Here is a 25,768-nt window from a genome sequence, read left to right on the forward strand (position 1 = left end):
GGCGGCGGCGACGAGGAACGCGTCGGGACCGACGACGGCGAGCCGTCCGGGCCCGGCCGCGCCGCCCGAGAACGCGGCGAGCCCCCCGAGCACGAGGCCGGCGATGCCGCCCGCGCCGAGGCCGACCGCGAGCGTCGCCCACCAGGGCTCGTCGCGGCGCTCAGGGGCGGATGCCGCGACGAGCACGGCCCCGCCGAATCCGAGCAGCACCGGCAGCGCGAGCCAGAGCACGCCGAGCGGCGCACCCTCGGCGGGCAGCGCCCCGAGCACCGGGATGCCGGGCACCGGGCCCATGAGCGTCACGCTCGGCGACACGGTGGTGCCCGCGCCGAGCGCGAAGCCCGGACCGAGCAGCCACGCGGCCGCCCACACCACGAGGTTCGGCAGCAGCGCGAGCTCGGCGACCGTGATCGCGATGCCGCCGTCGATGCCGGCTCCGAGCGCCTGGTAGAGGCCGACGATCGTGGAGTAGCCGGCGACCACCACCACCGCCACGAGCACCGCGCCCACGGCGAGCACGCCGAACGCCGCGCCGACGCCGATCCGCACCGCCGCGGCCACCCCGTCGACCGCGAGGTCGGGCAGGGCGGCGAGCCGACGCCGCACGGCGCTCGTCGTCGCATCCGCCGGCGCACCCGAGCGCAGCGATTCGGCGACCGCGCCGATGGCGGCGCCCACGGCCATGACGGAAGCGGGCAGCACGATGCCCTGCCAGAGCACCGGGCGAGCCGCGCCGGTCGCGGCGACGGCGGCGACCACTCCGCCGACGGCGGCGAGCACGACGACCGCCGCGACCACGGCCACCGCGGGGTTGCCGCCGATCGCGCCCCGACGACCGATCCGCAGGCCGAAGGCGAAGGTGACGACGGCGAACCCGAGGAGCGCGATCGTGAGCACGAAGGGATCCCCTGCGCCCGGGACGCCGAGGAGCGCCGCGGTGAGCTCGTCGAGCCGCACGGCCAGGTCGACGCCGTGTCCCAGCAGCCACATGTCGGCGGCGGCACGGAAGAAGGCGTCGATCGGCGCGGCGAGGCCGAAGTGGGTGGCCCACAGGAGCATCAGGGGCACGAGCGCGATGCCGTATCCGACGAGCGCCGACACCGAGGCCTCGAGTGCGGCCAGCAGGGCGATCGTCGTGCGTCTCATTGCACCGGGAGCCTAACCCGGCGCGCCGCCATCACTTCGCAGGACGTGCGGCTTCGTCGGCAACCGCCTCGACCGGTGCGGCGTCGACCGGCACCGCCTCGGCGCCGACCGGGCCCGGCCCGTCGAGCGACCCCGCGTCGACGTCGGCCCCCTCGGCGGCCGCCACCTCGGCCGGGGTCGCCTCCGCGGCCGGGCGGCGCAGGAGCTGCACGAGCACCACCGCGAGGAGGGCGAGCACCACGGTCCAGAGCACGGTCGACGTCTGCAGCGGCCGCGAGAACCACAGCACCGCGGATGCCACCACCGCGATCGCCGCATAGACGCCCACGCGCCACCGGTCGAGCCAGACGCCGAAGGCGCCGGTCGTGACGCCACGCGACGCAGCGGAGTGCCGCACCGCGCCGAAGCCCGCGTCGGCGAGGCCCCGCACCGCGAGCGCCGGCCGCGTGGTGCCCGACAGCCAGGCGATGATCGCGATCGACAGCGACAGCACGAACAGCGCGACGATCGTCGAGAACATGAGCTCCAGCACGTCGTCGTAGATCGCCTCCGCGGCCCCCGACGGCATGATCGACGGGCTGAGCGTGCCGACGAAGTACAGCTTGGCCGTGCCGACGCCGGCGAGCATGAGGAGCATGCTCAGGGCGAAGCCCGCGGCCGTCCAGGTGAGCGCTCGCGAGCGCCGCCGGGCGACGAGCACGCCGGCGACCAGCAGCGCGAGCGCGATGAGCGGGACCCAGGTGCCGGCCGCGACGGCGAGGGTGTAGACGGTCTGGATGAGGGTCAGCGAGTCGGTCTGGGCGATGACGATGCTCTTTTCGATCACGGGGATCGCCGAGGCGAAGGCCACGCCGTTCTCGGCCAGTTTCGCCTTCACCGCCTCGATGACGGGACCGAGTTGCACCGAGATCGTGCCGTCGTCGCCGATGGCGAGCGCCGCGTTCGGGTCGCCCTGCAGGGCCGCGATGAGCTGGGTGTGGCTGACGCGGAGCGCCTGGGCCCACACCTCGGCGAAGGCGTCGGACTGGACCACCTGGGTGACGACGCGATCGAGCAGCGCGTGCAGCCCCTGCGCCGCGGGCCCCTCGAGGAGCCCGAGCGCCTGGACGGCGCGCGGAGGCAGGTCGAGCGACGTGAGGCCGTCGAAGACGTCCTTCGTCAGTCCGTCGATGTCGACCTTCTCGTCGATCGCGACCGTGACCTCGTCGGCGAGGTAGGCCTGCACGGCGGGATCCTCGGCGAGCGGCGCGAACGTGGCCACGAACCGGTCGGTGTCGACGAGCTGGAGCCGAGCCCACGCGCTCACGACGGCCACGGGCGCGAGCAGCAGCCCGAGCAGCACGAGCACGATGGCCGCAGCGGCGCGTCCCCGGCCGCGGCCGGGTCGCCGAGCGGATGCCGCGGGCGGCCCTCCGCCCGCGATGCCGAGGTCGGCCGTCTCGCGGAGTCTCGCGTTCTCCGCCTCGAGTTGCGCGATGCGTGCCTGCAGGTCGTCACTCGTCGTCTCGGCCATCGGACCACCCCCTTCCGCAGACGATAGCGGTCCCTGCGGGCGCGGATGGGACGATGGTCCCCCGCGTGACCGCGCGTCTCGCCGACGGCGACGCGGTGCAGCGGCATCCGCTCGGAAGGCGACCGGCGCCTCACGCCGATCAGTGCACGAAGGCCTTGAGCAGGATCATCGCGACGCCGAACCCGGCGGTCGCGAGCGAGCCGACGCATTGCATGAGCAGGCTCGCACCGCGGCGGCGGAACGCGATGAACCCGAGCACCGCGAGCACCACCACGCCGGCCCACAGCGCGGCCCAGAGGGCGACGGCGTCGGGCACGGCCCTCGTCGCGCCGAGCAGCAGGATGGAGCAGGGGATGATCGACGCGAGCAGCAGCCCGAGCGAGCGGCGGAACGCGAACCGGAACGCCTCGCCCAGGCCGACGACGCGTTCGTGGTCGAGCCCGTGGTGCGCGACCGTGCCGGCGTAGACGTGCGCGGCCCAGAAGACGATGACCGTCGTGAGCACCGTCCAGAAGACGCTCCACGAGCTGTCGCCGTGCGCGCCGGCGACCACGATCATTCCCGAGACGAGGATGACGCCGTAGACGGACTCCTCGGTGACGAAGACCGCGCGCACGATGCTCGTCGGCACGTCGGGCGACGCGACCGCGGGACGGGCCGAGTCTCCTGCGCCGGTTTCGGCGTCGGCTGCGCCGGCGGCATCCGGATGCTGCTGCATGCCCCCACTTTCTCACGAGAGGGCGACTGCGCGGCGGGGTGTGGTGATGTCCCCCGGAAGGGGTCATGAGAAATCCTCAGAACCGGTTCCCATGTCAGCGGCACGGGTGTAGCTTGCAGACGAACGCGTGAGACTCCTCTCGAGCCCGATGGGGTCGCCCGGCCGAGTACCCCGGCCTTCGACCGCACGACGAGACGATCGCGCCCTACCGCTCTGCCATCGCCGCATCGCCTCGTTGAGGACGGTCCGATTCGCCCGAATCGGATGACCCCGCAACACAGGAGGCGATGATGCTTCTCAAGGACAGCCCGACCGCGCACACCCCGACGCCACCACCCCGACGGTGGCGTCGCATCGCCGCAGCCGCCGGCATCGGCGCGCTGACGATCACCGCCTTGGTCGCGGCACCGGCGCAGGCGACTCACGGCGACGTGACCCTGTCGGGCAGCAACTTCGAGATCGACACGAATGCGAACCTCAAGGTCGACCACATCGCCAATCCCCAGGTCTCGATCGACTGGGCGAGCGTGACCGAGAGCCGGAAAACCGATAAGCCGACCGGTACGACCGACGACTCGTTCGGACAGGGCACCAAGGAGGACACCGCGATTCCCAGCGTGGTCTCGGGCAGCATCCCGCCGAACAAGAGCGATCTGCTCACCTTCGGCGTGTACCGCGAGACGGCAGGGACGACGGACTTCGTCCACCTGTTCTGGCATCGCGTGCAGGAGCCGACGGGCACGACCAACATGGACTTCGAGTTCAACCAGTCGTCGACGATCACGAGCAACACCGTGACGCCGCAGCGCACCGAGGGCGACCTGCTGATCCAGTACGACCTCTCTCAGGGCGGGACCCACCCGAACCTGTACGTCGCGTACTGGCTGACGGACGCGAGCTTCAACCCGCCGTACAAGACCCAGGCGGTCACCACGGCGAACTGCGTGGCGTCGAACGCATTCCCCTGCTGGGGCCTGCGCACCGACCTGAGTGCGGCGAACATCGCGACGGGGTCGATCAACTCGACGGCGATCCCGTTCGGTGAGTCCGACGGCTTGGCCAGCTCCGGCGTCGTGTCGGCCCGCACCTTCGGCGAGGCGTCGATCAACTTCACCTCGCTGCTCGGCACGCAGGGCTGCACGTCGTTCGGCAGCGCCTACTTGAAGAGCCGGTCCTCCGACTCGTTCACGGCGGCACTGAAGGACTTCATCGCTCCGACGCCCATCAACATCTCCAACTGCGGCAAGGTGATCATCCGGAAGCAGACGGATCCTGATGGGGCGACGACGTCGTTCGGCTACACGAAGGCGTTCACGACGTCACCGTCGTCGACCAACACGTTCAGCCTGGCGGATGGCGGTTCGAAGACGTTCAACGGCGTCTTCTTCGGCACCGGCCTGACGGTCAGCGAGGACGCCCCGCCGGCCGGCTGGAAGTTCGACCACGTCGACTGCAGCGCGAGCACCGGCGTCACGCCGTCGATCTCGGGTCGGCAGGTGACGTTCGCGATCGACGCGGCGAGCGACATCCTCGACTGCACGTACTACAACGAGACCGGTGGAACGGTCATCATCCGCAAGGCGACCGATCCGAGTCCGGATCCGAGCGACTCGTCGTTCGGGTTCTCGACGGCCCTCGACCTGCTGTCCGGTGTGGCCGACCCGACGAAGAACGATCCGACGTTCAGCCTCGGCGATGGTGACAGCCAGACCTACAGCGACGTGCTGCTGGGCACTGGCTACACCGTGACCGAGGACGATCTTCCCACGGGCTGGAGCCTCGAGTCGATCAACTGCGACGCGAGTTCCGGGGTGACGCCGACGATCGACACGGCGACCGGCACGGTCACGTTCGACATCGACGATGCCGACGACCTGGTCGACTGCACCTACGGCAACGAGACGGGCGGCCAGGTGATCGTCCGCAAGGTGACGCAACCGAGTCCGGACGGCACCGACACGTCGTTCGACTACTCGACCTCGCTGTCGACCCTCGGCGGTGACGTCGATCCGACGTTCTCGCTGAAGGACGGCGAGAGCCAGTCGTACGACAACGTGCTGTTCGGCTCGGGCCTCACGGTCACCGAGGGCACGCTGCCCACCGGCTGGGAACTGGTCGACGTCGACTGCTCGGCGAGCTCCGGCGTGATCCCGTCGATCAACGACGCGGTCGTGACCTTCACGATCGACGACGCTGACGACCTCGTCGACTGCACGTACACCAACCGGGCGTCGGGCGGCATCGTGATCGAGAAGGTCACCGACAGTGGCACGGGCTCGTTCGACTTCACGTCGAACACGCTCTCGCCGTCGCCGTTCACGCTGACGACGACCGCGGCCGGCGATGCGGGCAAGGACTCGAGGACCTTCTCGGACCTCGACCCGGGCACGTACGACGTGACCGAGACGGTTCCGGACTACTGGAACCTGGTGAGCGCGACCTGCGATGACGGATCGACCGTCGACTCGATCGGGCTCAGCCCGGGCGAGACCGTGACGTGCACGTTCCACGACGACCGCGAGGTCGGCGCGATCGAGATCACGAAGCTGCGCAAGCACGCGGCCGACGGCCTGGGTGAGAACCACCCGCACGCCGGGGTCGACTTCGTGATCACGGGCGGCGAGCTGCCCGCCGAGGGCGTCACCGTCACGACCGACGAGACCGGCGTGGCCTGCGCCACCGGCCTGCTCGTGAGCGGCCTGGCAGGGCTGTACACGATCACCGAGGTGGTTCCCGACGGCTACGCCGACGTGGGCACGCAGACCGCGAACGTCACCGAGGCGGCCGCCTGCGACAGTGCCAACGCCGGTGCGGTCAAGGAGTTCGTGAACACGCCGCTCACCAAGATCACGGTGAGTGTCGACTCGCTGGTCGCGGGCGGGACGTTCTCGAGTATCGAGTGCTACCCGACCGCTGACGGACCGGACGCCGAAGAGGACGTCTCGCTGGCCGACGCCCTCGACGATCCGACCGTCACGCTCGACGACCTCGAGCCCGGCGCCTTCACGTGCGACTTCGTGATCGACCCGTGATCGAGGGGAGGCATCCGACCGATCGCAACTGAGACGGGTGGCCCCGCCGGCATCGCCGGTGGGGCCATCTCGCTGCCCCACAACTGGGGTAATGAGTAATCCTCAATTACTGCTTCACACGGAAGCACCACGGGTGTACGTTGCAGTCGAACGCGTGAGACTCCTCTCGAGCCCGAAGGAGCCGTGCATCGCCACCCACGATGCACGACCGTACGAAGCGACGATCGCGCCCTACCGCCCCGCCCTCCGCCCCGCGCCCGCAGAGGACCGTCCGATTCGCCCGAACCGGACGAAATCTGCAACACAGGAGGCGATGATGCCCCACACGAACAACCCGACACCCGAGTCCCCGACACCGCAGCATCGTCGACGGCTCCGTCTCGCCGCGGCAGCCGGACTCGGCGCGCTCGCGATCACCGCGCTCGTGGCCAGCCCGGCCGCGGCGGTCCTCCCCGCCGGCCTGGTGAGCCTCGACGGGAGCAACTTCGAGATCGACTCGGATGCGAATCTGAAGGTCGACAACACCGGCTGGGACGACTGGGGCAACGTCGCCGAGACCAGCAAGGCCGACGCACCCAGCGGAACCGGCGACAACTCGTTCGGCAACGGCTCGAAGGAGGACACCCCGGTGCCCTCCGTGGTCAGCGGCAGCATCCCACCGAACAAGAGCGATCTGAAGACGTTCGGCGTCTACCTCGAGGAGACCTCGGGCGACGACTTCCTCCACATGTTCTGGCATCGTGTGCAGGACCCGACCGGCACGACGAACATGGACTTCGAGTTCAACCAGTCGGAGGACATCTCGTCCAACGGCGTGACGCCCGTGCGCACGGCCGGCGACCTGCTGATCCAGTACGACCTGGCCAACGGCGGAACCCATCCCGAACTGTTCCTGTCGCGCTGGGTCACGACCGGCAACAAGTCGCTCTGCGAGGCCGCCAACAGCACGCCCTGTTGGGGTGACCGGGTCAACCTAACCACTTCGGGTGACGCGACCGGATCGATCAACACCAGCCCGATCCCCAAGGCCGACTCCGACGTGATCAACTCCGACATCTCCCCGAGAACCTTCGGCGAGGCGACGGTCAACTTCTCCCACATCGTGGGCGACAGTTGCGTCGCGTTCGGCAGCGCGTACCTGAAGAGCCGTTCGTCCGACTCGTTCACGGCCGCGCTGAAGGACTTCATCGCACCGCTCGACACCGGCATCAACAACTGCGGCGCTCTCGTGATCTCCAAGACCATGAAGCACGCGGCGAGCGGTACCGGTGACCACCCGCAGGAGGGCGTGACCTTCACGGTGAGCAGCACGCTGCTTGACGCGGACGTCGATGTCGTCACCGATGCGAACGGCGAAGCCTGCTTGGCAGGGCTGGAGTCCGGTGACTACACGGTGACCGAGACGGTTCCGGACGGCTACGTGTCGGCCGACTCCGAGCAGACCGCGACGGTGGTCGAGGACACCGACTGCGACAGCGATCCGACGGTGACGTTCTCGAACACGCCGCTCACCGACATCACGGTGTCGGTCGACTCGCAGGTCCCAGGCGGCACGTTCTCGAGCATCGACTGCGACAACACCGCCGATTCGCCCGACGTCGACTTCAACGCCGACGCGAGCGACTCCGGCGACTCGTCGTTCGGGATGACCGATCTCGAGCCGGGCACCTACATCTGCACGGTCGTCGTCGACCCGTGACCTGAGAGGAGACACCCGTGATCGGGAGGAGGCATCCGCTCGATCGCACCTGACACGGAAGGCCCCGCCGGCATCGCCGACGGGGCCTTCCCGATGGTGGATCCGCGACTACGCGCCGAGTGCCGCGACGACCTCGCGGAGCAGCTTCGCGGTCTCGCTCGGGGTCTTGCCGACCTTGACGCCGGCGGCCTCGAGGGCCTCCTTCTTCGCCTGCGCGGTTCCGGCCGAGCCGGACACGATCGCACCGGCGTGGCCCATGGTCTTGCCCTCGGGGGCGGTGAAGCCCGCGACGTAGCCGACCACGGGCTTCGTGACGTTCGCCTTGATGAAGTCGGCCGCGCGCTCCTCGGCGTCGCCGCCGATCTCGCCGATCATGACGATCGCCTTCGTCTCGGGGTCGGCCTCGAACGCGGCGAGCGCGTCGATGTGGGTCGTGCCGATGATCGGGTCGCCGCCGATGCCGATCGCGGTCGAGAAGCCGAGGTCGCGCAGCTCGTACATCATCTGGTACGTGAGGGTGCCCGACTTCGAGACGAGGCCGATCGGGCCCTTGCCGGTGATGTTCGCGGGGGTGATGCCGACGAGCGACTCACCGGGGCTGATGATGCCGGGGCAGTTCGGGCCGATGATGCGCGTCTTGCCGCCCTGCTCCTTGGCGTAGGCCCAGAACTCCGCGGAGTCCTGCACGGGCACGCCCTCGGTGATGATGACGAGCAGCGGGATCTCGGCGTCGATGGCCTCGAGCACGGCGTCCTTCGTGAAGGCCGGCGGCACGAACGCGATGGAGACATCCGCGCCGGTCTGCTCGATGGCCTCGCTGACCGAGGCGAACACGGGCAGCTCGACGGCGTTGCCGTCCTTGTCGTGGTGGAGCACCGTGGTGCCGGCCTTGCGGGCGTTCACGCCGCCGACGACCTGGGTGCCGGCCGCGAGCATGCGGGCCGTGTGCTTGGAGCCCTCGCCGCCGGTGATGCCCTGGACGATGACCTTGGAGTCCTTGTTCAGAAAGATGGTCACGGTTTCGCTGTCCTTTGCTTACGCGGCGTTCGCCAGCTCGGCGGCCTTGTCGGCGCCCTGGTCCATGTTCTCGGCGAGGGTGACGAGCGGGTGCGCGGCCTCCTCGAGGATGCGGCGGCCCTCGACGACGTTGTTGCCGTCGAGTCGCACGACGAGCGGCTTGTTCGCCGTCGCGCCGAGCTCGGCGAGCGCGCCGACGATGCCCTTGGCGACCTGGTCGCACGCGGTGATGCCGCCGAAGACGTTGACGAACACGCTCTTGACCTGCGGGTCGCCGAGGATGATGCCGAGGCCGTTGGCCATGACCTCCGCCGAGGCGCCGCCGCCGATGTCGAGGAAGTTGGCGGGCTTCACGCCGCCGTGGTTCTCACCGGCGTACGCGACGACGTCGAGCGTCGACATGACGAGCCCCGCGCCGTTGCCGATGATGCCGACCTCGCCGTCGAGCTTGACGTAGTTGAGGTCGAGCTCCTTGGCGGCCGCCTCGAGCGGGTCGGCCGCGCCCTTGTCCTCGAGCAGCGCATGGCCGGCGTGGCGGAACTCGGCGTTCTCGTCGAGCGAGACCTTGCCGTCGAGCGCGATGATCTCGCCCTCCTCCGAGAGGATGAGCGGGTTCACCTCGACGAGGGTGGCGTCCTCGGACTTGTAGACGTCGTAGAGCTTCACGAAGACGTCGGCGACCTTGTCGACGAGCTCGGCGGGGAAGTTCGCGGCGACGGCGATCTCACGGGCCTTCTCGGGCGTGATGCCGGTGCCGGGGTTCACCTCGATGCGGGCGAGGGCCTCGGGCTTCTCGACGGCGAGCTGCTCGATCTCCATGCCGCCCTCGACGCTCGTGAGCGAGAGGTAGGAGCGGTTGGCACGGTCGAGGAGCACGGAGAAGTAGAACTCCTGCGCGATCCGGGCGCCGCCGGCGACCATGACGCGCTTGACGACGTGGCCCTTGATGTCGAGGCCGAGGATGGCCTTGGCCGCCTCGTACGCCTCGTCGGGGTTCTTGGCGACCTTGACGCCGCCCGCCTTGCCGCGGCCTCCGGTCTTGACCTGGGCCTTCACGACCACGACGCCGCCGAGCTGCTCGGCAGCGGCGCGCACCTCTTCGGGGGTGTCCGCCACGATCCCGGGGAGCACCGGCACCCCGTATCGTTCGAACAGGTCTCTGGCCTGGTACTCGTAAAGATCCACGCTCTACTTCCAATCGGTCCGCGCAGTCATGCGCAGGGATGGTGGGGTGAGAGGCCCGGCCTAGTTCCCTCGATGTCGAGATACCTCGACGTCGAGATACTGCGGGCCGTCGTCCATGGTACTCCTCCCCCGTCGCGCCCCAGAACCGCGCGGGCGAGGCCAGCCTCACCATGCTGGCGGGCGGCGCGGTGCGGTGCGAGGATTCGGGCATGACGGATGTCACGGAACCGACCCATTACACCGATCCGCACTCCGGGTCCGTGCACGCGAAGCTCAACTGGCTGCGGGCCGGCGTGCTCGGCGCGAACGACGGCATCGTCTCGGTCGCCGCCCTCGTCGTGGGCGTCGCCGCGGCCACCACCGACACCGCGGCGATCCTCATCGCGGGCGTCGCGGCGGTCATCGCCGGAGCGATCTCGATGGGTCTCGGCGAATACGTCTCGGTCTCGAGCCAGCGCGACACCGAGCACGCCCTCATCGCGAAGGAGTCGTGGGAGCTCGAGCACATGCCCACGCAGGAGTTCGCCGAGCTGGCGGAGATCTACCGCGGCAAGGGCCTCTCGGCCGAGACCGCCGAGAAGGTGGCCGCGGAGCTCACCGCGCACGACGCCCTCTCGGCCCATCTCGAGGCAGAGCTGCACATCGACCAGAACGACGTCGTGAATCCCTGGCATGCCGCGTGGGCGTCGGCCGCCTCGTTCCTCGTGGGCGCGGTGCTGCCGATGCTCGCGATCCTGCTCCCGCCGCCCGAGTGGCGCATCATCGCCACCTTCGTCGCCGTGATCGTCGCACTCGCGATCACGGGCTGGCTGAGCGCGTGGATCGGCGGCAGCCCGCGCCTGCGGGCGATCCTCCGCGTCACGATCGGCGGCGGGCTCGCCCTCGGAGTCACGTGGGCGATCGGCGCCCTGCTCGGCGTCGCCGTGTAGCGATGGCCGAGGCGCGCGTCGGCATCTCCGGGTGGCGGTACCCGCCCTGGCGCGGCGTGTTCTACCCGAGGGGGCTGCGCCAGGCCGACGAGCTCGCGTACGCGTCGGCGCACGTCACCTCGATCGAGGTCAACGGCTCGTTCTACTCGCTGCAGGCGCCCACCAGCTGGCGGCGCTGGCGCGATGCGACCCCCGACGGGTTCGTCTTCGCCGTCAAGGGGCCGCGGTTCATCACGCACCTGCGGCGGCTCGGCGACATCGCGACGCCGCTCGCGAACTTCTTCGCGTCGGGGCTGCTCGAGCTCGGCGACAAGCTCGGGCCGATCCTCTGGCAGCTGCCACCGACGCTCGCCTTCGACGCCGACCTGCTCGACGGCTTCCTCAAGCGGCTGCCGCGATCACGAGCGGATGCCGCGGCGCTCGCCGCCGGCCACGACGAGCGGATGTCGGGGCGCTCGGCGTTCGCGGTGTCGCGCGACGCTCCGCTGCGCCACGCCGTCGAGGTGCGGCATCCGTCGTTCGACACCGACGGCTGGATCGCGCTGCTCGAGCGGCACGGCGTGGCATCCGTCACCGCCGACACCGCCGGGCGCTTCCCGCGCATCGACCGCACGACCGCGGACTTCGCCTACGCCCGGCTGCACGGCGACGAGGAGCTCTACGTGTCGGGCTACGACGATGCGGCGCTCGACCGATGGGCGGCCTGGACGCGCGACCATCTCGACGCCGGGCGCGACGCGTACCTCTACTTCGACAACGACGTGAAGGTGCGCGCGCCGTTCGACGCGATGGGCCTCATCGCGCGGCTGCCGCGTCCCGGGCCGCCGACGGCTGGGTGACGGCGTCGGCTCGCGGCCAGCCCGGTGTCGCGAGCAGCGAGCCGTCGCCGAGCACGGCGAGCACGTCGATCGGGAACCGCTCGGTGTACTCGTCGAGGGCCGCGCGGCCACCGGCGACGATCGCCGTGGCGAGCACGTCGGCGGTGAGGATGTCGCCGGCGGCGACGCTCACCTGCACGAATGCGGCCGGGCCCGCGCCGGGCTGCGTCCAGATGTGGTCGCCGCGCTCGGCGCTGCCGGAGGTCGCGACGGCCATGCGCCCGCCGACGCCCGCGAGGTCGATCGCGCCGAGCAAGGCGCCCCGGTCGGCGGGATCCACGATCCCGATGCGCCACGCCTGCCCCTCCGCGGCGGCGCCGCCGACGAGCACGTCGCCGCCCGCGTCGATGCCCCACCGGGTGACCCCGAGGCCGTCGAGCGCGGCACCCGACTCGGCGATCGCGAGCGCCTTCACCACGCCGTTCAGGTCGATGAGGCCGTCGCCGCGGTGCGGGGTGAACGAGCCGCCCGTGCGGGCGCGCCAGTGCAGGGCGAGCTCGTAGGCGCCGCGCACCTCCTCGCCCGCGTCGACGAGGCCGAGCTCGCCGCGCCCGATGCGGCTCAGTTCGGAGGCCGGGTCGTAGAGGCTGCAGTGCGCCTCCCAGCGGGCGAAGACCTCGCCCACCGCGGCGACCGCCGCTGCCGTGGTCGGCGACTCCGCCTCGAGGGATGCGGCCGCGGCATCCGTCGCCATCGCGTCGCGCGTGCCCTCGAGGCGAAGGCTCACCACCGTGCCCATCGCCGGGAACGCGCGCGCCGTCATCAGAAGCCGGCCTGGTCGAGGGCCGACTGGAGCGACTGGAGGTAGGCCTGGCTCGTGTACGTCGCCCCGCCCACCAGGTACACCGAGGCCGACTGCGCCTGCAGCACCTCGTCGCGCAGGATCGGGGCGGCCTGGTTGCTGATCATGACGGAGCGCCCGTCGTGGTCGGTGAGGTGCAACGGCGTGACGTCGGTGATCGCACCGCCCGAGATCGTGACCTGCACCTGCACGTCGCCGAAGCGGGTGCTCACGGTGCTGCCGGTGTAGGTGCCGTCGGTCGAGGAGGAGGAGGCGGCCGCCGACGTGCCGGTGCCGGCCGTCGAACCCGACGAACCCGTCGCGCCGGTGGAACCAGACGAGGACGTGCCGGTGCCCGAGGTCGAGGTCGAGGCATCCGTCGACGCGGTGGTGCCCGTGGTCTGCGTGCTCTGGGCCACGGGTGCCGTGACGGCACCGATGGCGCCGAGCTGCCAGCCACCGAGGATCGCGGTCGCGGACGCCGCGGAGGCGAGGATGAGTGCGCGTGTTCTCACCAGTCGAACCTTTCGTGGTGGATCTGCTCGGGCTTGAGCCCGCTGGACAGTGCGTCGACGATCACCGCGTCCGACCAGCCGCGCGGGCCGCAGACGTAGACGTCGGTGTCGTCGAGTTCGGGGACGAGTGCGGCGAGCGACAGTCCCTCGCGCGCGGCGGAGTCCGTGAGCCAGCCCGTCGTGCCCCGCGGGCCGGGCACGGTGATGACCGTGGCCCCGCGCGACCGGGCGATGGCCTTGATCTCGTCGAGCAGCCAGCCGTCGTTCGCGGCGGGGGTGCGCAGCACGACCGTGGCCTCGCCCGGGCGGAACGACGCGGACTCGAGCAGCGAGCGGATGGGCGTGACCCCGATGCCGGCCGCCACGAGCGCAATGCGCCGGCGGCTGCGGGATGCCTCGCTGAAGATGCCGTACGGCCCCTCGAGCATGACGCGGGTGCCGGGGCGGATGCCCATGAGGTCCGCCGATCCCGTGCCGAGCGCGCGCACCGTGATGCGGAGCTCGTTGCCGCGGGGGTGGGCCGACAGCGAGTAGGGATGCGCCTGCCACCACTGGCCCGGGGCGAGGAAGCGCCAGATGAAGAACTGGCCGCCGGTCGCGCCGAGCTTGTCGAGGTCCACGCCGCGCATGCGGATCGACACCACGTCGTGGTCGACGCGGTCGATCCCGGCGACGACGAGCCGGTGCCGGAGGCTCAGGGCGATCGGGGCGACGAACCGGAAGGCGACGACGGCGGCGAGGGTGCCGATCGTGATCGCCATCCAGTACCAGCGCTGCCAGGTGCCCTCGGCGAAGAGGCCGCCGACGCTGAACTGGTGGGGCAGCGCCGCGAGCACCGCGCCGTACACCAGGAGGTGGATGAGGTGCCACGACTCGTAGCGCAGCTTGCGGCGCACGGCCACGAGCGACGAGACCACCACGAGCGCGAACAGCGCGAACCCGAGGATCGCGAGCGGCAGGTCGGGCAACGACCAGATGCTCACGGCCTCCGCCACGAGGTCGATGCCGTCGGAGAGGGCGTAGCCCGCGAGCAGGAGCACGCCGTGGGCGACGAGGAGGTACATGACCGGCTTGCCGAGCTTGCCGTGCAGCCCCATCGACGCGTCGTGCCCGACCGCCCGCTCGATGAGCGGCACGCGGGCCGCGAGCAGGAGCATGACGAGCACGAGGTCGGTGGCGACGAGCCCCGCGATGATGCCGAGCGAGGTGATCGCCGCGCCCGGCGTCGCGAACCGCGTGCCGCCCCCATCGGCGAGGAACAGGGCGATGGCGATCGCGATGGAGGTCACGAGCCCCGCCTGCAGGAGGTCGACACGCCAGAGCCGCTTGGAGGCCCGCGCACGCTCGATGCCGGCGACCGTGCGTGGCCGTCGGGCGAGGTCGCGGGCGTCGTGTACGAGGAATGCCATGACCTCATGGTGCGCGCCCGCCCTATCGCTCCCCGATGGGACGCCTGTGGGTCGACTGGGAACCGGACGACGCCCGTCGGCACGCGACTCGGGGCCGAGCCTCACGCCGGGCGGGGCGCTCCGGTCCTAGGATTCGGGCCATCAGCGGCGCTCGAGCGCAGCGCCGGTGACCGTGGAGAGGCGGGTCCACCATGTCGCAAGAGGAGCCGGAATCGGTACTCGAACTGCGGATCCACGGGGTCAACAACACGCCGCCGCACGCGCTGCTCGACCTGCCCGAGGACGAGGTGGTGCTCTCGTTCGGCGACGACCTCGGCAGCTTCTGGCATCCGACCCCGGAGGCGGTCGCGCGGACCCGGGCCGACGAGCCGCAGGGCGAGACCTCGCGCGGCGTGGTCGATCCCGCCGAACCGCCGCGCGGCCGGGTGCCGGCCGGCATCCATCGGGAGGCGTACTCGTGGGGCGGCATGGTGCGGACGACGACCGCGCGAGCGGGAGTGGGCGGGATGGTCGTGGCCGCGGTCGCCCGTGCCGCGTGGACCCTGGTACTGCCGTTCAGCATCGCGAACGCCGCGATCTGGAGCTGGTCGCTCCCCTCGCCGGCCTCCGGCACGAGGATCCGGTACGGGTCCGGGCTCATCCGGCTCGCCTGCCTGGCGCTCACGCTGGTGTTCGTCCTCTCCTTCGCCTCCGTCGCGATCGACCTCATCGCGCTGCAGTGCTACCGGGGCGGGGCCACCATCTGCCCGCCGCTCTCCGACGTCGCCGGCATGTTCGCCCGCTGGCAGGACGAACGACGCGTCGCGCTGTTCTCGCTGGTGCCGGTGGTCGCCCTCCTCGTGGTGTTCCTCGTGTCCACGATCGCGACGCTGCGCTACAACGTCGCCGGTCGCATCCTCGCCATCGACGGCGGCGATCCCGAACGCCCGCTGCTCGCGGAGCCGCGCTTCTGGCAGACGAGGCGGGAGACCCACCGGCTCGCGATGCTGCACCTCGCCGCCGGGTTCGCGACCGTCGCCCTGCTGTTGAGCTTCGCCTTCGGCGATCTCTCGCCCGTGACGGCCGCCCTGCTCACGGGGGCTGCGGTCGCCGTGATCGCGGCCGCCGGGGCGCTCACGGTGTCGACCGACTCGACGCCGTACGAACGCACGGGCGGCTCCTCACGCGCTCCGGCGATCGTGCTCGGCCTCGCGGTGGCGCTCTACGCGGTGCCGGCGCTCGTGCTCGGCTTCCACGGCCACGTCCGGCTGCACCCGACGGCGATCGGGAGGAACGCCGACCAGGTGCTCGTCTCGGTGGTCGTGGGCGCGCTGGTCCTCGTCGCCCTGGCGTGGCTGCTGCCCGCTCCGCGTCGCACGGAACGGGCGTGGGGCGGCCGCGCGCCGGCGGTGTTCCTGACGCTCGGACTCACCATCAGCCTCATCCTCGGCTCGCTCGTCAACGTGCTCGTCGGTGACTGGCTGAACGGTGCCGCGGGCGCGAACCGCCTCGACGAGCCCTACACGGCGTGCGTCGGCAGCGCGTGCCGCCCGCGACAGATCACCCTCGGCACGTTCTACGCCCCGTTCCTCGGCATCACGCTCGCCGCGGTCATCGTCGCCGTCGCGATCCTCGCCGTGATGGCGTTGCGGCGGCGCGACGTCGGCGACCGGTTGCCGCCGTCGTCGGCCGCTCCCGCAGACACGCCCCGCGGGGCGCTGGCTGCGCTGCTCGGCACCGAGGTCGCCCGCAAGCGCGCCATGGCGGCGAGACTCCACCTCGTGGAGCCGATCGCGGGCGTCCTCGCCGTGGCGTTCTTCGTCGCGATCCTGCTGACGCTGGCACGCCCCTTCGCGGAGGGCACGCTCTCCCGGCTCCCCGACGGCCTCGGCGCGTTCTTCGGCGGCCTCTTCGGGGCCGGGCTGGCACGGTGGATCGACGCGTCGCTCGGGGTGTGGGCCGTGATCAGCGCGGCGATCCTGGCCGGCCTCGTCTTCGGCGGCCACAAGTCCACCCGGCCGCTCGCGCTGGTCTGGGACCTCGCCTGCTTCCTGCCGCGAGCCGGACACCCGTTCGGGGCGCCGTGCTACACCGAGCGGGCCGTGCCGGAGGTGGCCCGCCGCCTCGCGTGGTGGCTCGACCTGCCGCCTGCCGCGCCGGGCGCACCGCCGCGCACCGCCATCGTGAGCGCCCACAGCATGGGCGCCGTCGTGGCCCTCTCGGCGCTGTTCGCGTTGCGCGGCGATCGGAACTGGGAGACGTCGTACCGGGACCGGGTGGCGCTGCTGACCTTCGGAGTCCAGCTCCGCCCGTACTTCGGACGGTTCTTCCCCGAGATCCTGGGCCCCGACGTCATCGACTCCATCCCCTGCGCCAAGCCCAGGGTGTGGGCGCGCGACCCGTGGGCGGGATCCGACCTCGAGCGCATCGGCGCCACCGTCGGTGCCGACGCGAACCCGATCCCGGAAACGGCGTCCGCGCCCACTGCGGCACCGCCTGGTGCCGCACGGCCCGCCGCCCGCGTGCCCGCCCGTGCGTGGATCAACCTCTGGCGACTCACGGACCACCTCGGCTTCCCGGCGCGATCCGCCGCCGCATCCGGCAACGAGCGCGACCGCTACGCCGAGGAGATCGACGTGGGCGGCTACGTGGGGGCGGTGGACTCGCACAGCTGGTACCCCCGCACGCCGGCGTACCGGCGGGCGCTCGAGGACCTGCGCGCGGCCATCGCGACGCCCGTCGCGGCCCCGGGGCCGACCCCGACGCTCCCGACCCCCGCACCGGCACCACCCGGCGCGCCGGGAGTCGATCCGGCCTGACCATCCCACGCCGGGCGCTGCGCCGCTACCCGGCACGACCGACCACGCCGCGCCGCCCGGCGCATGGTGGCGCCCACGGCTCAGAGCTTCTCGATCGGCGCGATCTTGATGAGGAGCTTCTTCTGGCCGGCCGTGTCGAACGCGACGTGCGCGATGCGCTTGGTGCCCTCGCCGGTGACCTGCATGACCCGGCCCTCGCCGAAGTCGGTGTGCCGGATGCGATCGCCCGCCTCGAGGGTCAGGTCGCCGTTGTCCCGCACCGTGCCGGTGACCTTGTTGGCCCACTCCGCCTTGGGGGCCGCGCTCTTCATGACGCTGAACCGGTCGAGGTCGCGGTCGCGGGTGCCCCAGGCTCCGCCGCCCGCGCCGCCCTGCCCCGGTCCGCGGCGCGCGTTGAGCGCCCGCGGCTGGGTGCCGCCGCGCGAGGTGGCCATGCCGGGCGACTGCTTCCAGTCGATGAGGTCCTCGGGGATCTCCTGCAGGTAGCGGCTCGGCATCGCCACGGCGACCTCGCCGAACTGGGCGCGGCTCATCGCGAGCGACAGGTAGAGGCGCTTGCGGGCGCGCGTGATGCCCACGTAGAAGAGGCGCCGCTCCTCGGCGGGCCCGCCGGGCTCGGTGGCCGACATCTGGTGCGGCAGCAGCCCCTCTTCGATGCCCGTGAGGAAGACGGCGTGGTACTCGAGCCCCTTCGCCGTGTGCAGCGTCATGAGCGACACGGTTCCGGATGCGTCGTCGAGCTCGTCGGCGGCGGCCACGAGCGACACCTGCGTGAGGAAGTCGACGAGCGTGGCGCCCGGGTTCTCGCGGTCGAAGTCCTTCGTCTGCGCGAGCAGTTCCTCGACGTTCTCGGCGCGCGTCTCGTCTTGCGGGTCGCGGCTGTTGCGCAGCGTCTCGAGCAGGCCCGAGCGGTCGAGCAGGAACGCGAGCACGTCGGAGACCTTCGCGGCGCCCTCGTTCGTGCCCGCGGCGATCGCCTCGGCGTTCGGCACGAGCATGGCCGCGGCCTCGTCGAGCACGTTCGCGAGCTTCGTGATCGCTCCGGTGACCTTCGGCCCGAGGCCCAGACCGTCGGCGGCGCGCATCGCCTGCCGGAAGGTGAGTGCGTTCTGCTCGCCGAAGCTCGCGAGCGCCGTCTCGGTGGCCGGGCCGATGCCGCGCTTGGGAGTGTTGAGGATGCGGCGCAGCGCGAGCTCGTCGAGCGGGTTCGCGACGGCGATGAGGTACGCCATCGCGTCCTTGATCTCGGCGCGCTCGTAGAACTTGGTGCCGCCGACGACGCGGTACGGCAGCGCCGAGCGGACGAAGATCTCTTCAAGGGCACGGGTCTGCGCGTTGGTGCGGTAGAACACGGCGATGTCGCGATAGGCGACGCCGGCGCGGTGCAGCACCTCGATCTCGTCGGCCACGAACTGCGCCTCGTCGTGCGCCGTGTAGCCCGTGTAGCCCGTGATCTTCTCGCCGTCGCCGTCGGCCGTCCACAGCTTCTTGTCCTTGCGGTCGAAGTTGTGGGAGATGACGGCGTTGGCGGCCGAGAGGATGTTCTGCGTCGACCGGTAGTTCTGCTCGAGCAGCACCACCTTGGCGCCGGGGAAGTCGCGTTCGAACTCGGAGATGTTGCGGATGTCGGCGCCGCGGAACGCGTAGATCGACTGGTCGGAGTCGCCGACGACGGTGAGGCTCGCGCCGGGGATCGCGCCCGAGGCATCCGTCATGCCCTGCACGAGCACCCCGTGCGCGTCGAGCTCGGCGACGATCATCGGATCGACCGGCCGCGTGAGCTCGTGGATGAGCGCGTACTGGGCGTGGTTGGTGTCCTGGTACTCGTCGACGAGCAGGTGGCGGAACCGCCGCTGGTAGAGCGCCGCGACCTTGGGGAACGCGCGGAACAGGTAGACCGTCTCGGCGATGAGGTCGTCGAAGTCGAGGGCGCTCGCGTCGCGCAGGCGCCGCGTGTACTGCCGGAAGATCTCGAGGAACATGACCTCGTGCGGGTCGTTGGTGTTCGCGTTGCGCGCGTACGTCTCGACGTCGCTGAGCTCGTTCTTGAGCTTCGAGATCTTCGACTGGGCGCCGGCGGGCGTGAAGCCCATGGTGTCGGCGTCGAGCTCCTTGATGATGCGCTTGAGGATCGTGCGGGTGTCGGCCGAGTCGTAGATCGTGAACGTCGACGACAGCCCGATCGCCTCGGCCTCGCGGCGCAGGATGCGCACGCACGCGGAGTGGAACGTGCTGATCCACATGCCGGAGGCGCTGTCGCCGAGCAGTGCCTGGACGCGCTCGCGCATCTCGGCGGCGGCCTTGTTGGTGAACGTGATCGCGAGGATCTGGCTCGGCCACGCCTCGCGCCGGTCGATGAGGCTCGCGATGCGGTGCGTGAGCACTCGGGTCTTGCCCGAACCCGCGCCCGCGACGATGAGCAGCGCGGGCCCGCGGTACTCGACCGCCTCGCGCTGCTGCGGGTTGAGTCCGTCGGTGAGGCGATCGGATGCCGCGTGCGGGCCGGATGCCGCAGCGGGCGCCTCGCGCCAGCCGGCCGGGTCGTCGGGGTCGAGGATCAGCGTCATGTCCCCTCGATTCTAGGCGGCGCCCCTGACAGCCGGGCCGACGTGCACGCTCCGGTAGCCCGGGATCAGCACCCCGCGCGCGACGCGCCGCGACCGCACCGCGAGCGGCCGCTGCTCGGCCGCGTCGAGCAGCGCTCCCACGAAGCCGCGGATCTGCGCCATGGCGAGCGGCGCGCCCAGGCAGAAGTGCGCTCCGGCGCCGAACCAGAGCTGCCGCAGGCTCGCCGCCGGGTTGCCGACGGGGTCGAAGCCCGGCGCGATCCGGTCCGCGAGGAAGGTCGCGAGCACGATCCGCTCGCCCGGCCGCACGACGACGTCGCCGATCCGCGCCTCGCGCACCGTGCTGCGCAGCATCACGGGCGACGGGGTCGTGACGCGCAGCCCCTCGGCGATCGCGGCGTCGAGCGGCACGCGGTCGGGGTCGGCGGCGAGCCGCTCGAGCCAGCCGCTGTCGGCGAGCAGGCACACGAGCCTCGGCAGGTACGCGACGAGGGTCTCGGTGCCGGTGAGCACGAACGCCCCCACGGCGCCGAGCGACTCAGCCTCGTCGAGCCCGAGCTCGCGCATGCGCCCCGGAACGGTCGACCGATCGCCCCGGCGCCAGGCGTCGGCGGCATGCGCGGTGAGCTCCGCCATCACCGCGCGCGCATGGCGCACCTGGGCGGTCGTCATCCGCGGCCGGGAGAGCCGCACCGCCCCCGTCACCGTCGCGATCCGGCGGAACAGCCGGTCGTCGACGACCTCGGGCGGCAGGCCCACGAGCGTGCTGATGACGGCGCTCGCGTGCCGGCGCGCCTCGGCGACGAGCTCGACGGTGTCGCCCGCCGCCAGTCGTGCGCCGAGCGCCGCGAACGGCTCGCCCAGCGTCCGGTCGACGAGCTCGCCCACCGCCGCGGGCGTGAAGAGCGGTGCGAGTCGCCGCCGCAGCCCGGCGTGCTCGGCGCCCTCCATGTTGAGCAGCACCCGCGGTCCGAGCACGGGGGTCCACAGCTCGCTCGGCGAGCCCGGGCCCTGCTTCGCGAACGCGGCCGTGTCCAGGAGCACGGCGCGCAGCAACGCGGCATCCGTCACGACCGTGCCGAGGCCCGGCACCCGAAGCACCGGTCGGCGGACGCCGCAGAGCAGCGGGTACGCGACCGGGTGCGCCGCGCGCATCACCCGCTCCTCCCACCGCGCCGCCGTCGTGCGCTCGCCGGCGACCCGCGACGGCGCCGGCCGCGCGATCACCATCGCAGCACCGTGACGCCGAGGCTGATGCCGCCCGCGAGGCCCACGAGCGCCACGAGGCTCCCCGGACGCACCCGGCCCTGCTCGACGGCGCGGTGCAGCTGCACGGGCAGCGACACGCTCGCGAGGTTGCCGTGGCCCGAGACGATCTCCTCGGTGATCGCCGGATCGACGCCGAGCAGCTCGACGATGCGCCGGTGCATCGGCAGCGCCACCTGGTGCACGGCCGCGAAGTCGAGCTCGTCGACGCGCACCCCGAGGCTCGCGAGCGTGTCGTGGAAGATGCCGAGCCCGACCTGCCGGAACGCGCGCTCGAGCGCGCGCCCGTCCATGTCGAAGTAGCTGCCGCCGATGGCGTGCGGGTTGACCGAACCGCCCGTGGGGAGGGTGCCGACCTGCCAGTACTGGGAGTGCGCGGTGAACCGACTGCCGAGGATGCCGGCACCCGATCCGTCGCTCGCCTCGAGCACCACGGCCGCGCCGCCGTCGCTCATCGTGTAGCCGGGCAGGGACCGCAGGAACTGGGCGCTGCCGTCGAGCCGCCACCGCACGGCGTGCGAGGGCTGCTCGCCGCTCACGACGAGCGCCCGGCGCGCCTGGCCCGTCGCGATGAGCGCCTCGGCGACCTGCATGCCGACGAGCAGGCTGTTGCATGCGTTCTTCACGTCCATGACCGCCGCCGTCAGCCCGAGCTTGGCCGCGACGATGTGCGCCGTCGCGGGCTCGATGAGGTCCTGGCTCGCCGAGCCGAAGACGAGCAGGTCGATCGGACCGGGCGACTGCGCGAGCGCCCGGCGCGCCGCGGCGACCGCGAGGTCGGAGGTCTGCCACCCGTCGGGCCGCACGTGCACGCCGCCCACGCCGGTGAGCCGTCCGATGAGTCCCGCGGGCATCCTGAGTCCGGGGTTGCCCGCGGCGAGCCGCTCCTCGGTCTCCTCGGTGCTGCGCCGGGCGTCGGGCAGGAAGACCCCGATCGCGGCGACGCGGGCGGCCGTCGTCCAGCGGGCGTACCGGTGCGGCCCGTGCGGCTGCGGTCGTTCCGTCGTGAGGGTCATGCGTGCGCTCCTGTGGTTCCGTCGCCGATGGGATGCCGCGCCGCCACGGCCTGCTCGATCAGGTCGGCCGCGCCCACGGCGCCGTCGGCCGCGGCGCACGCGGCGCGGAACCGGGTGAGTGCCGCACTCCGCTCCCGGGAGGGCCGCAGTGCGCGCCCGACCGCGTCGGCGAGCCGCCGCGCGCCGGCCTCGCCGCGCAGGTCCGACGGATGCAGCCGCTCCGCGAGGTCGTGGTGCACGAGGCGCGCCGCGATGTCGGGCTGGTCGTAGTCGACGGGGATCACGACCGACGGGCGCCCCGCGGCGAGCGCGGCCTGCGCGATGCCGGTACCGCCGTGGTGCACGATCGCGTCGTAGCGGCCGAGCGCGCCGTAGTCGGCGTAGTCGAGCAGTCGCACGCGGCCGAGCGGCGCGTCGGTGGCCTCGCCCGACCGGCCTCCGGCGGGACCGAGGGGCCGATCCGCGGGACGGTGCGTGCCGCCGAGCGTCATCTCGAACGCGACCTCCGGAAGCAGCGCCGCCGCGCGCTCGACGGCGTCGAGGAGCCGGGCGGTCTCGCCGGCGAGGTGGGTGCCGCGCGAGACGAGCACCCGCGGGCGCGGCGGCTCGCCCGTCCGGCTCGCACCGTCCGGCTCCCAGGTGCCCCCCGCGGCATCCGTCGCCCGGGCCGTGCCCCACGCACCCGGCCGACCCGGCGGCGTGTACCGCACCGGCCCGACGAATCGCACCGCCGGCGGCCACGTGCGCGGCAGCTCGAGCCCGGCGAGGCCGAGCGCGAGCACGAGGTCGGGCGAGTAGACCTGTTCCGTGCCGTCGGGCCGGAACGCCCCCGAGAAGCCGAGTTCGCGCAGGGGCCCCGCGTTCAGGGCGAACACGCCGCGCTTGAACGCGCGCACGGCGGTGCGGCCGGCGGCGTCGCGGAGGCGACCCGCGGCGCCCCGCGGCGGCAGCAGCCCGCCGAGGTACGCCGGCGTGCCGTCGGTCGAGCCGATCGCCACCGGCGACGGATGCGACGTGACCCACCGGGCGCCGTGCCGCAGGCCGATCACGCCGGCCACGGGCAGCGTGAAGTCCGCGACGACCACCGCCGGCGGATCGGCGTCGTATCGGGCGTCGAGCTCCGCGCTGATCGTGGCGAGCACCCCGAGCGTGCTGCGGAACTGGCGGTGCAGCCGGAGCGGATGGCGGCCGATCCGCTCGGGCGGATCGGCGATGGCGGCGATGAGCCCGTCGTCGGCGGTCGCGAGGGCGACGGCCGACAGCCCGGCGGCCTCGATCTGCGCGCGCGCCGCAGCGGTGCTCACGACGCGCACGGGCAGTCCGCGTCGGGCGAGCTCGACGCCGATGCCGAGTACCGGATGCAGGTGGCCCGCGAACGGCGGGGTCACGAGCTCGATGTGCCCGCTCACGTGCCCCCTCCGTCTCGCGCCCCGGCGTGCGCCCCGTCTCGCGCCCCGCCGTGCGCTCCCTCGCCCGTGATGGGCGCGGCATCCGCCGACCGGAGCCGTTCGATCGCGCGCACGACGATCGCGTGCAACGCTGGCGAGGCGAGGTAGTCGAGGTGGTGCGCGTCGATCAGGTGGTCGGACGCGCCGGCCGGACTCTCGGCCGCCGCCCGGCCCGAGGCCGGCCATCGCGCCGTCGACCACCGGGCGAGCGCGTCGCCGGCGCCGGTGACCGTCTCGAGGCTCACCCGCGGCCGCGACCTCGCCACGGGGCCGTACGCCACGACGTGCAGCCGCGCGAGCGCCGGCGCGTCGAGGCGGAGGTTCGCGAGCAGTTCGAGGCCGCAGCTGCCGGCGAGCACGAGCGTGCGGTCGGCACGCGTGAACACCTCGCGCACCGCCGCGGCGTGCGCTCGGGGGAACCCCGCGCGCCGCGACGCGAGGTAGTCGCGGGTGTTCCGCACGCTCGCGAGCGCCAGCGGCGTGGCCCGCCACGGGCCGCCGGCGGGCGCATACGGGAAGTTCACGTCGAGCCGTTCGCCCACGCCGATCGGCAGCGCGTCGAGGAAACCCGCCTGCGCGGGCGAGAGCGCCGTGTTCGCGCGGTCGCTGCGCCCCGTGAGGAAGCAGACGAGCAGGCTCATCGCACGACCTCCTCGAAGCGGTCGTTCGCGTGGACCCGGTAGCGACGCCCGCGCCACACGATGCGGCGATCGACGAGCGCTCCCGCGAACTGCGCCGGCACGGCGAGCTCGGCCACGAGCGACAGGACCGGGTCGTGCCGCATCCGCCCCGTGAGCAGCCGCTGCGCCACCGCGAGCACGGCGGAGCGCAGCGCGAGCGCACCGCCCAGCGCCGCGATGCGCGGGGGCGTCGGTCGCCTCGCCGCGCCGATGACGAGCGCGCCGAGCAGCATCGCGGGCACGGCGTAGGCCGCGAGGAGACCTGCACGCCAGGCCGGCCGCTCGGCCCTCAGCGCGAGGCCCGCGAACACCATCCACCGGTGCATGAGCTCGCGGTAGTGCCGGCCGTCGGCCACGGTCGTCGAGATCGACTGGGCGACCTCGGTCTGGTCGATCGTTCCGCCCGAGGTGCGCACCCGGGTGGCGACGGCGAGGTCGTCGGCGAGCAACGGCAGCAGCGGCCCGAAGCCGCCGAGCCGCTCGAGCGTGCTGCGCCGCATCGCCCACGTCATGCCATTGAGCGCCCGCGGCGTGCCGAGGGCCGCCGTCGGCAGGTACGCGAGCAGGCCCTGGTCGTTGACGAACTGCGCGAGCAGGCGCGACCACGGCCCGGGCCCCGGCACATAGCAGGGCAGGCCCGTGCTCACGTCGGCGATCCGCAGCCCGTCGAGCAAGGCGTTCACACCCTCCGGGGTCACGGAGGTGTCGTCGTCGACGACCGCGAACGCCTCGGTCTCGATGCGCGGCTCCGCGAGGTGCAGCTTCACGGTCTTCGGCGCGACGCCGGGCGGGCACGGCGGGCACTCCACGATCAGCAGCCGGGCGAGCGGATGCCGCGAGCGCGCCGCCTCGGCCGCGCGCCGGCCCGTCGCGTCCTCCTCGTCGACCAGCCAGATCACCGCCGACCGCGGCGCCGCCACGAGGGTGCACGCGAGCGCGTCCTCGAGCTGCGGATCGCCCGAGCGGATCGCCTGCACGATCGTGAGCTCCGAGGGCGGGATCACCGCTCCCGTGGCTGCGCGCAGTCGGGCCCGTCGGCGGGCGACCGCGACGGCCGCGAGCGCGGCCTTGGCGAGCAGCAGCGCCGAGTACCCGGCTGCGGCGGCGATCGCGACGCGGTCGCCCCGCGGCATCCGCTCGCCGTCGCGAACCGGCCCGCCGCGCCCCCGGC

Annotated in this window: 19 protein-coding genes; 5 read left to right on the forward strand and 14 right to left on the reverse strand. The window is 72.3% G+C overall.

Going from position 1 to position 25,768, the window contains the following annotated elements:
* The 3 genes from EDM22_RS16445 to EDM22_RS16455 all read right to left on the reverse strand — a co-directional run.
* On the reverse strand, window positions 1–1,146 hold a 1,146-nt coding region (locus EDM22_RS16445; RefSeq protein WP_122938170.1), incomplete at its 3' end, for a cell division protein PerM.
* A gap of 31 nt (window positions 1,147–1,177) precedes the next feature.
* A complete protein-coding gene (locus EDM22_RS16450) occupies window positions 1,178–2,659 on the reverse strand; it encodes a hypothetical protein (protein WP_122938171.1) in 1,482 nt (493 codons plus the stop codon).
* A 139-nt stretch (window positions 2,660–2,798) separates the two neighbouring features.
* The gene (locus EDM22_RS16455) at window positions 2,799–3,377 is read right to left on the reverse strand and encodes a hypothetical protein (protein WP_245989484.1); all 579 of its coding nucleotides are present in this window, start codon (window positions 3,375–3,377) and stop codon (window positions 2,799–2,801) included.
* A gap of 290 nt (window positions 3,378–3,667) precedes the next feature.
* Here EDM22_RS16455 and EDM22_RS16460 point away from each other — a divergent pair, with 290 nt between their 5' ends.
* Both EDM22_RS16460 and EDM22_RS16465 read left to right on the forward strand, forming a co-directional pair.
* Window positions 3,668–6,409 (forward strand): prealbumin-like fold domain-containing protein, encoded by a 2,742-nt coding sequence (locus EDM22_RS16460; RefSeq protein WP_138708116.1) that lies wholly within the window; start codon window positions 3,668–3,670, stop codon window positions 6,407–6,409.
* A gap of 316 nt (window positions 6,410–6,725) precedes the next feature.
* Window positions 6,726–8,108 (forward strand): prealbumin-like fold domain-containing protein, encoded by a 1,383-nt coding sequence (locus EDM22_RS16465; protein WP_138708117.1) that lies wholly within the window; start codon window positions 6,726–6,728, stop codon window positions 8,106–8,108.
* 108 nt (window positions 8,109–8,216) lie between these two features.
* Here EDM22_RS16465 and sucD read toward each other — a convergent pair whose 3' ends face one another.
* Entirely contained in the window at window positions 8,217–9,125 is a 909-nt protein-coding gene (gene sucD, locus EDM22_RS16470; protein WP_122938174.1) for a succinate--CoA ligase subunit alpha, read from the reverse strand.
* 18 nt (window positions 9,126–9,143) lie between these two features.
* Window positions 9,144–10,310 (reverse strand): ADP-forming succinate--CoA ligase subunit beta, encoded by a 1,167-nt coding sequence (gene sucC, locus EDM22_RS16475; RefSeq protein WP_122938175.1) that lies wholly within the window; start codon window positions 10,308–10,310, stop codon window positions 9,144–9,146.
* Between the two features lie 209 nt (window positions 10,311–10,519).
* Between sucC and EDM22_RS16480 the strand changes: the two genes are divergently transcribed.
* Together EDM22_RS16480 and EDM22_RS16485 are read left to right on the forward strand one after the other, a co-directional pair.
* Window positions 10,520–11,239, forward strand: coding sequence for a VIT1/CCC1 transporter family protein (locus EDM22_RS16480; RefSeq protein ID WP_122938176.1), 720 nt, complete (start codon window positions 10,520–10,522; stop codon window positions 11,237–11,239).
* A gap of 2 nt (window positions 11,240–11,241) precedes the next feature.
* Window positions 11,242–12,078: a DUF72 domain-containing protein gene (locus EDM22_RS16485; protein ID WP_122938177.1), complete on the forward strand. Its 837-nt coding sequence runs from the start codon at window positions 11,242–11,244 to the stop codon at window positions 12,076–12,078.
* On the opposite strand, the gene EDM22_RS16490 is transcribed toward EDM22_RS16485, so the two are convergent.
* The 3 genes from EDM22_RS16490 to EDM22_RS16500 are packed head-to-tail and all read right to left on the reverse strand — an operon-like array spanning window position 12,035 to window position 14,822.
* On the reverse strand, window positions 12,035–12,880 hold the full coding sequence (locus tag EDM22_RS16490; RefSeq protein WP_245989486.1) for an FAD:protein FMN transferase: 846 nt from the start codon (window positions 12,878–12,880) through the stop codon (window positions 12,035–12,037). The genes EDM22_RS16485 and EDM22_RS16490 overlap by 44 nt on opposite strands.
* Window positions 12,880–13,413, reverse strand: coding sequence for an FMN-binding protein (locus EDM22_RS16495; protein WP_122938178.1), 534 nt, complete (start codon window positions 13,411–13,413; stop codon window positions 12,880–12,882). The genes EDM22_RS16490 and EDM22_RS16495 overlap by 1 nt, the downstream gene beginning before the upstream one ends.
* A complete protein-coding gene (locus EDM22_RS16500) occupies window positions 13,410–14,822 on the reverse strand; it encodes a ferredoxin reductase family protein (RefSeq protein WP_122938179.1) in 1,413 nt (470 codons plus the stop codon). The genes EDM22_RS16495 and EDM22_RS16500 overlap by 4 nt, the downstream gene beginning before the upstream one ends.
* Window positions 14,823–15,013: 191 nt before the next feature.
* On the opposite strand from EDM22_RS16500, the gene EDM22_RS16505 reads away from it, so the two are divergent.
* The gene (locus EDM22_RS16505) at window positions 15,014–17,620 is read left to right on the forward strand and encodes a hypothetical protein (protein WP_122938180.1); all 2,607 of its coding nucleotides are present in this window, start codon (window positions 15,014–15,016) and stop codon (window positions 17,618–17,620) included.
* Window positions 17,621–17,700: 80 nt separating this feature from the next.
* Here the strand turns inward: EDM22_RS16505 and EDM22_RS16510 are convergent, their stop codons facing one another.
* The 6 genes from EDM22_RS16510 to EDM22_RS16535 form a co-directional block, all read right to left on the reverse strand.
* Window positions 17,701–20,187: an ATP-dependent helicase gene (locus EDM22_RS16510; protein WP_122938181.1), complete on the reverse strand. Its 2,487-nt coding sequence runs from the start codon at window positions 20,185–20,187 to the stop codon at window positions 17,701–17,703.
* A 12-nt stretch (window positions 20,188–20,199) separates the two neighbouring features.
* Window positions 20,200–21,417: a cytochrome P450 gene (locus tag EDM22_RS16515; RefSeq protein WP_122938182.1), complete on the reverse strand. Its 1,218-nt coding sequence runs from the start codon at window positions 21,415–21,417 to the stop codon at window positions 20,200–20,202.
* Complete coding sequence (locus EDM22_RS16520; protein WP_122938183.1) at window positions 21,411–22,469, reverse strand: 3-oxoacyl-ACP synthase III family protein; 1,059 nt, start codon at window positions 22,467–22,469, stop codon at window positions 21,411–21,413. The genes EDM22_RS16515 and EDM22_RS16520 overlap by 7 nt, the downstream gene beginning before the upstream one ends.
* Window positions 22,466–23,878 (reverse strand): glycosyltransferase, encoded by a 1,413-nt coding sequence (locus EDM22_RS16525; protein ID WP_122938184.1) that lies wholly within the window; start codon window positions 23,876–23,878, stop codon window positions 22,466–22,468. Before EDM22_RS16525 ends, EDM22_RS16520 begins: the two co-directional genes overlap by 4 nt.
* The gene (locus tag EDM22_RS19690; protein ID WP_170964174.1) at window positions 23,875–24,558 is read right to left on the reverse strand and encodes a hypothetical protein; all 684 of its coding nucleotides are present in this window, start codon (window positions 24,556–24,558) and stop codon (window positions 23,875–23,877) included. The genes EDM22_RS16525 and EDM22_RS19690 overlap by 4 nt, the downstream gene beginning before the upstream one ends.
* On the reverse strand, window positions 24,555–25,768 hold a 1,214-nt coding region (locus EDM22_RS16535; RefSeq protein WP_138708118.1), incomplete at its 5' end, for a glycosyltransferase. The genes EDM22_RS19690 and EDM22_RS16535, both read right to left, overlap by 4 nt.

It is taken from the genome of Agromyces tardus (assembly GCF_003710805.1).
GTDB classification, from domain to species: domain Bacteria; phylum Actinomycetota; class Actinomycetes; order Actinomycetales; family Microbacteriaceae; genus Agromyces; species Agromyces tardus.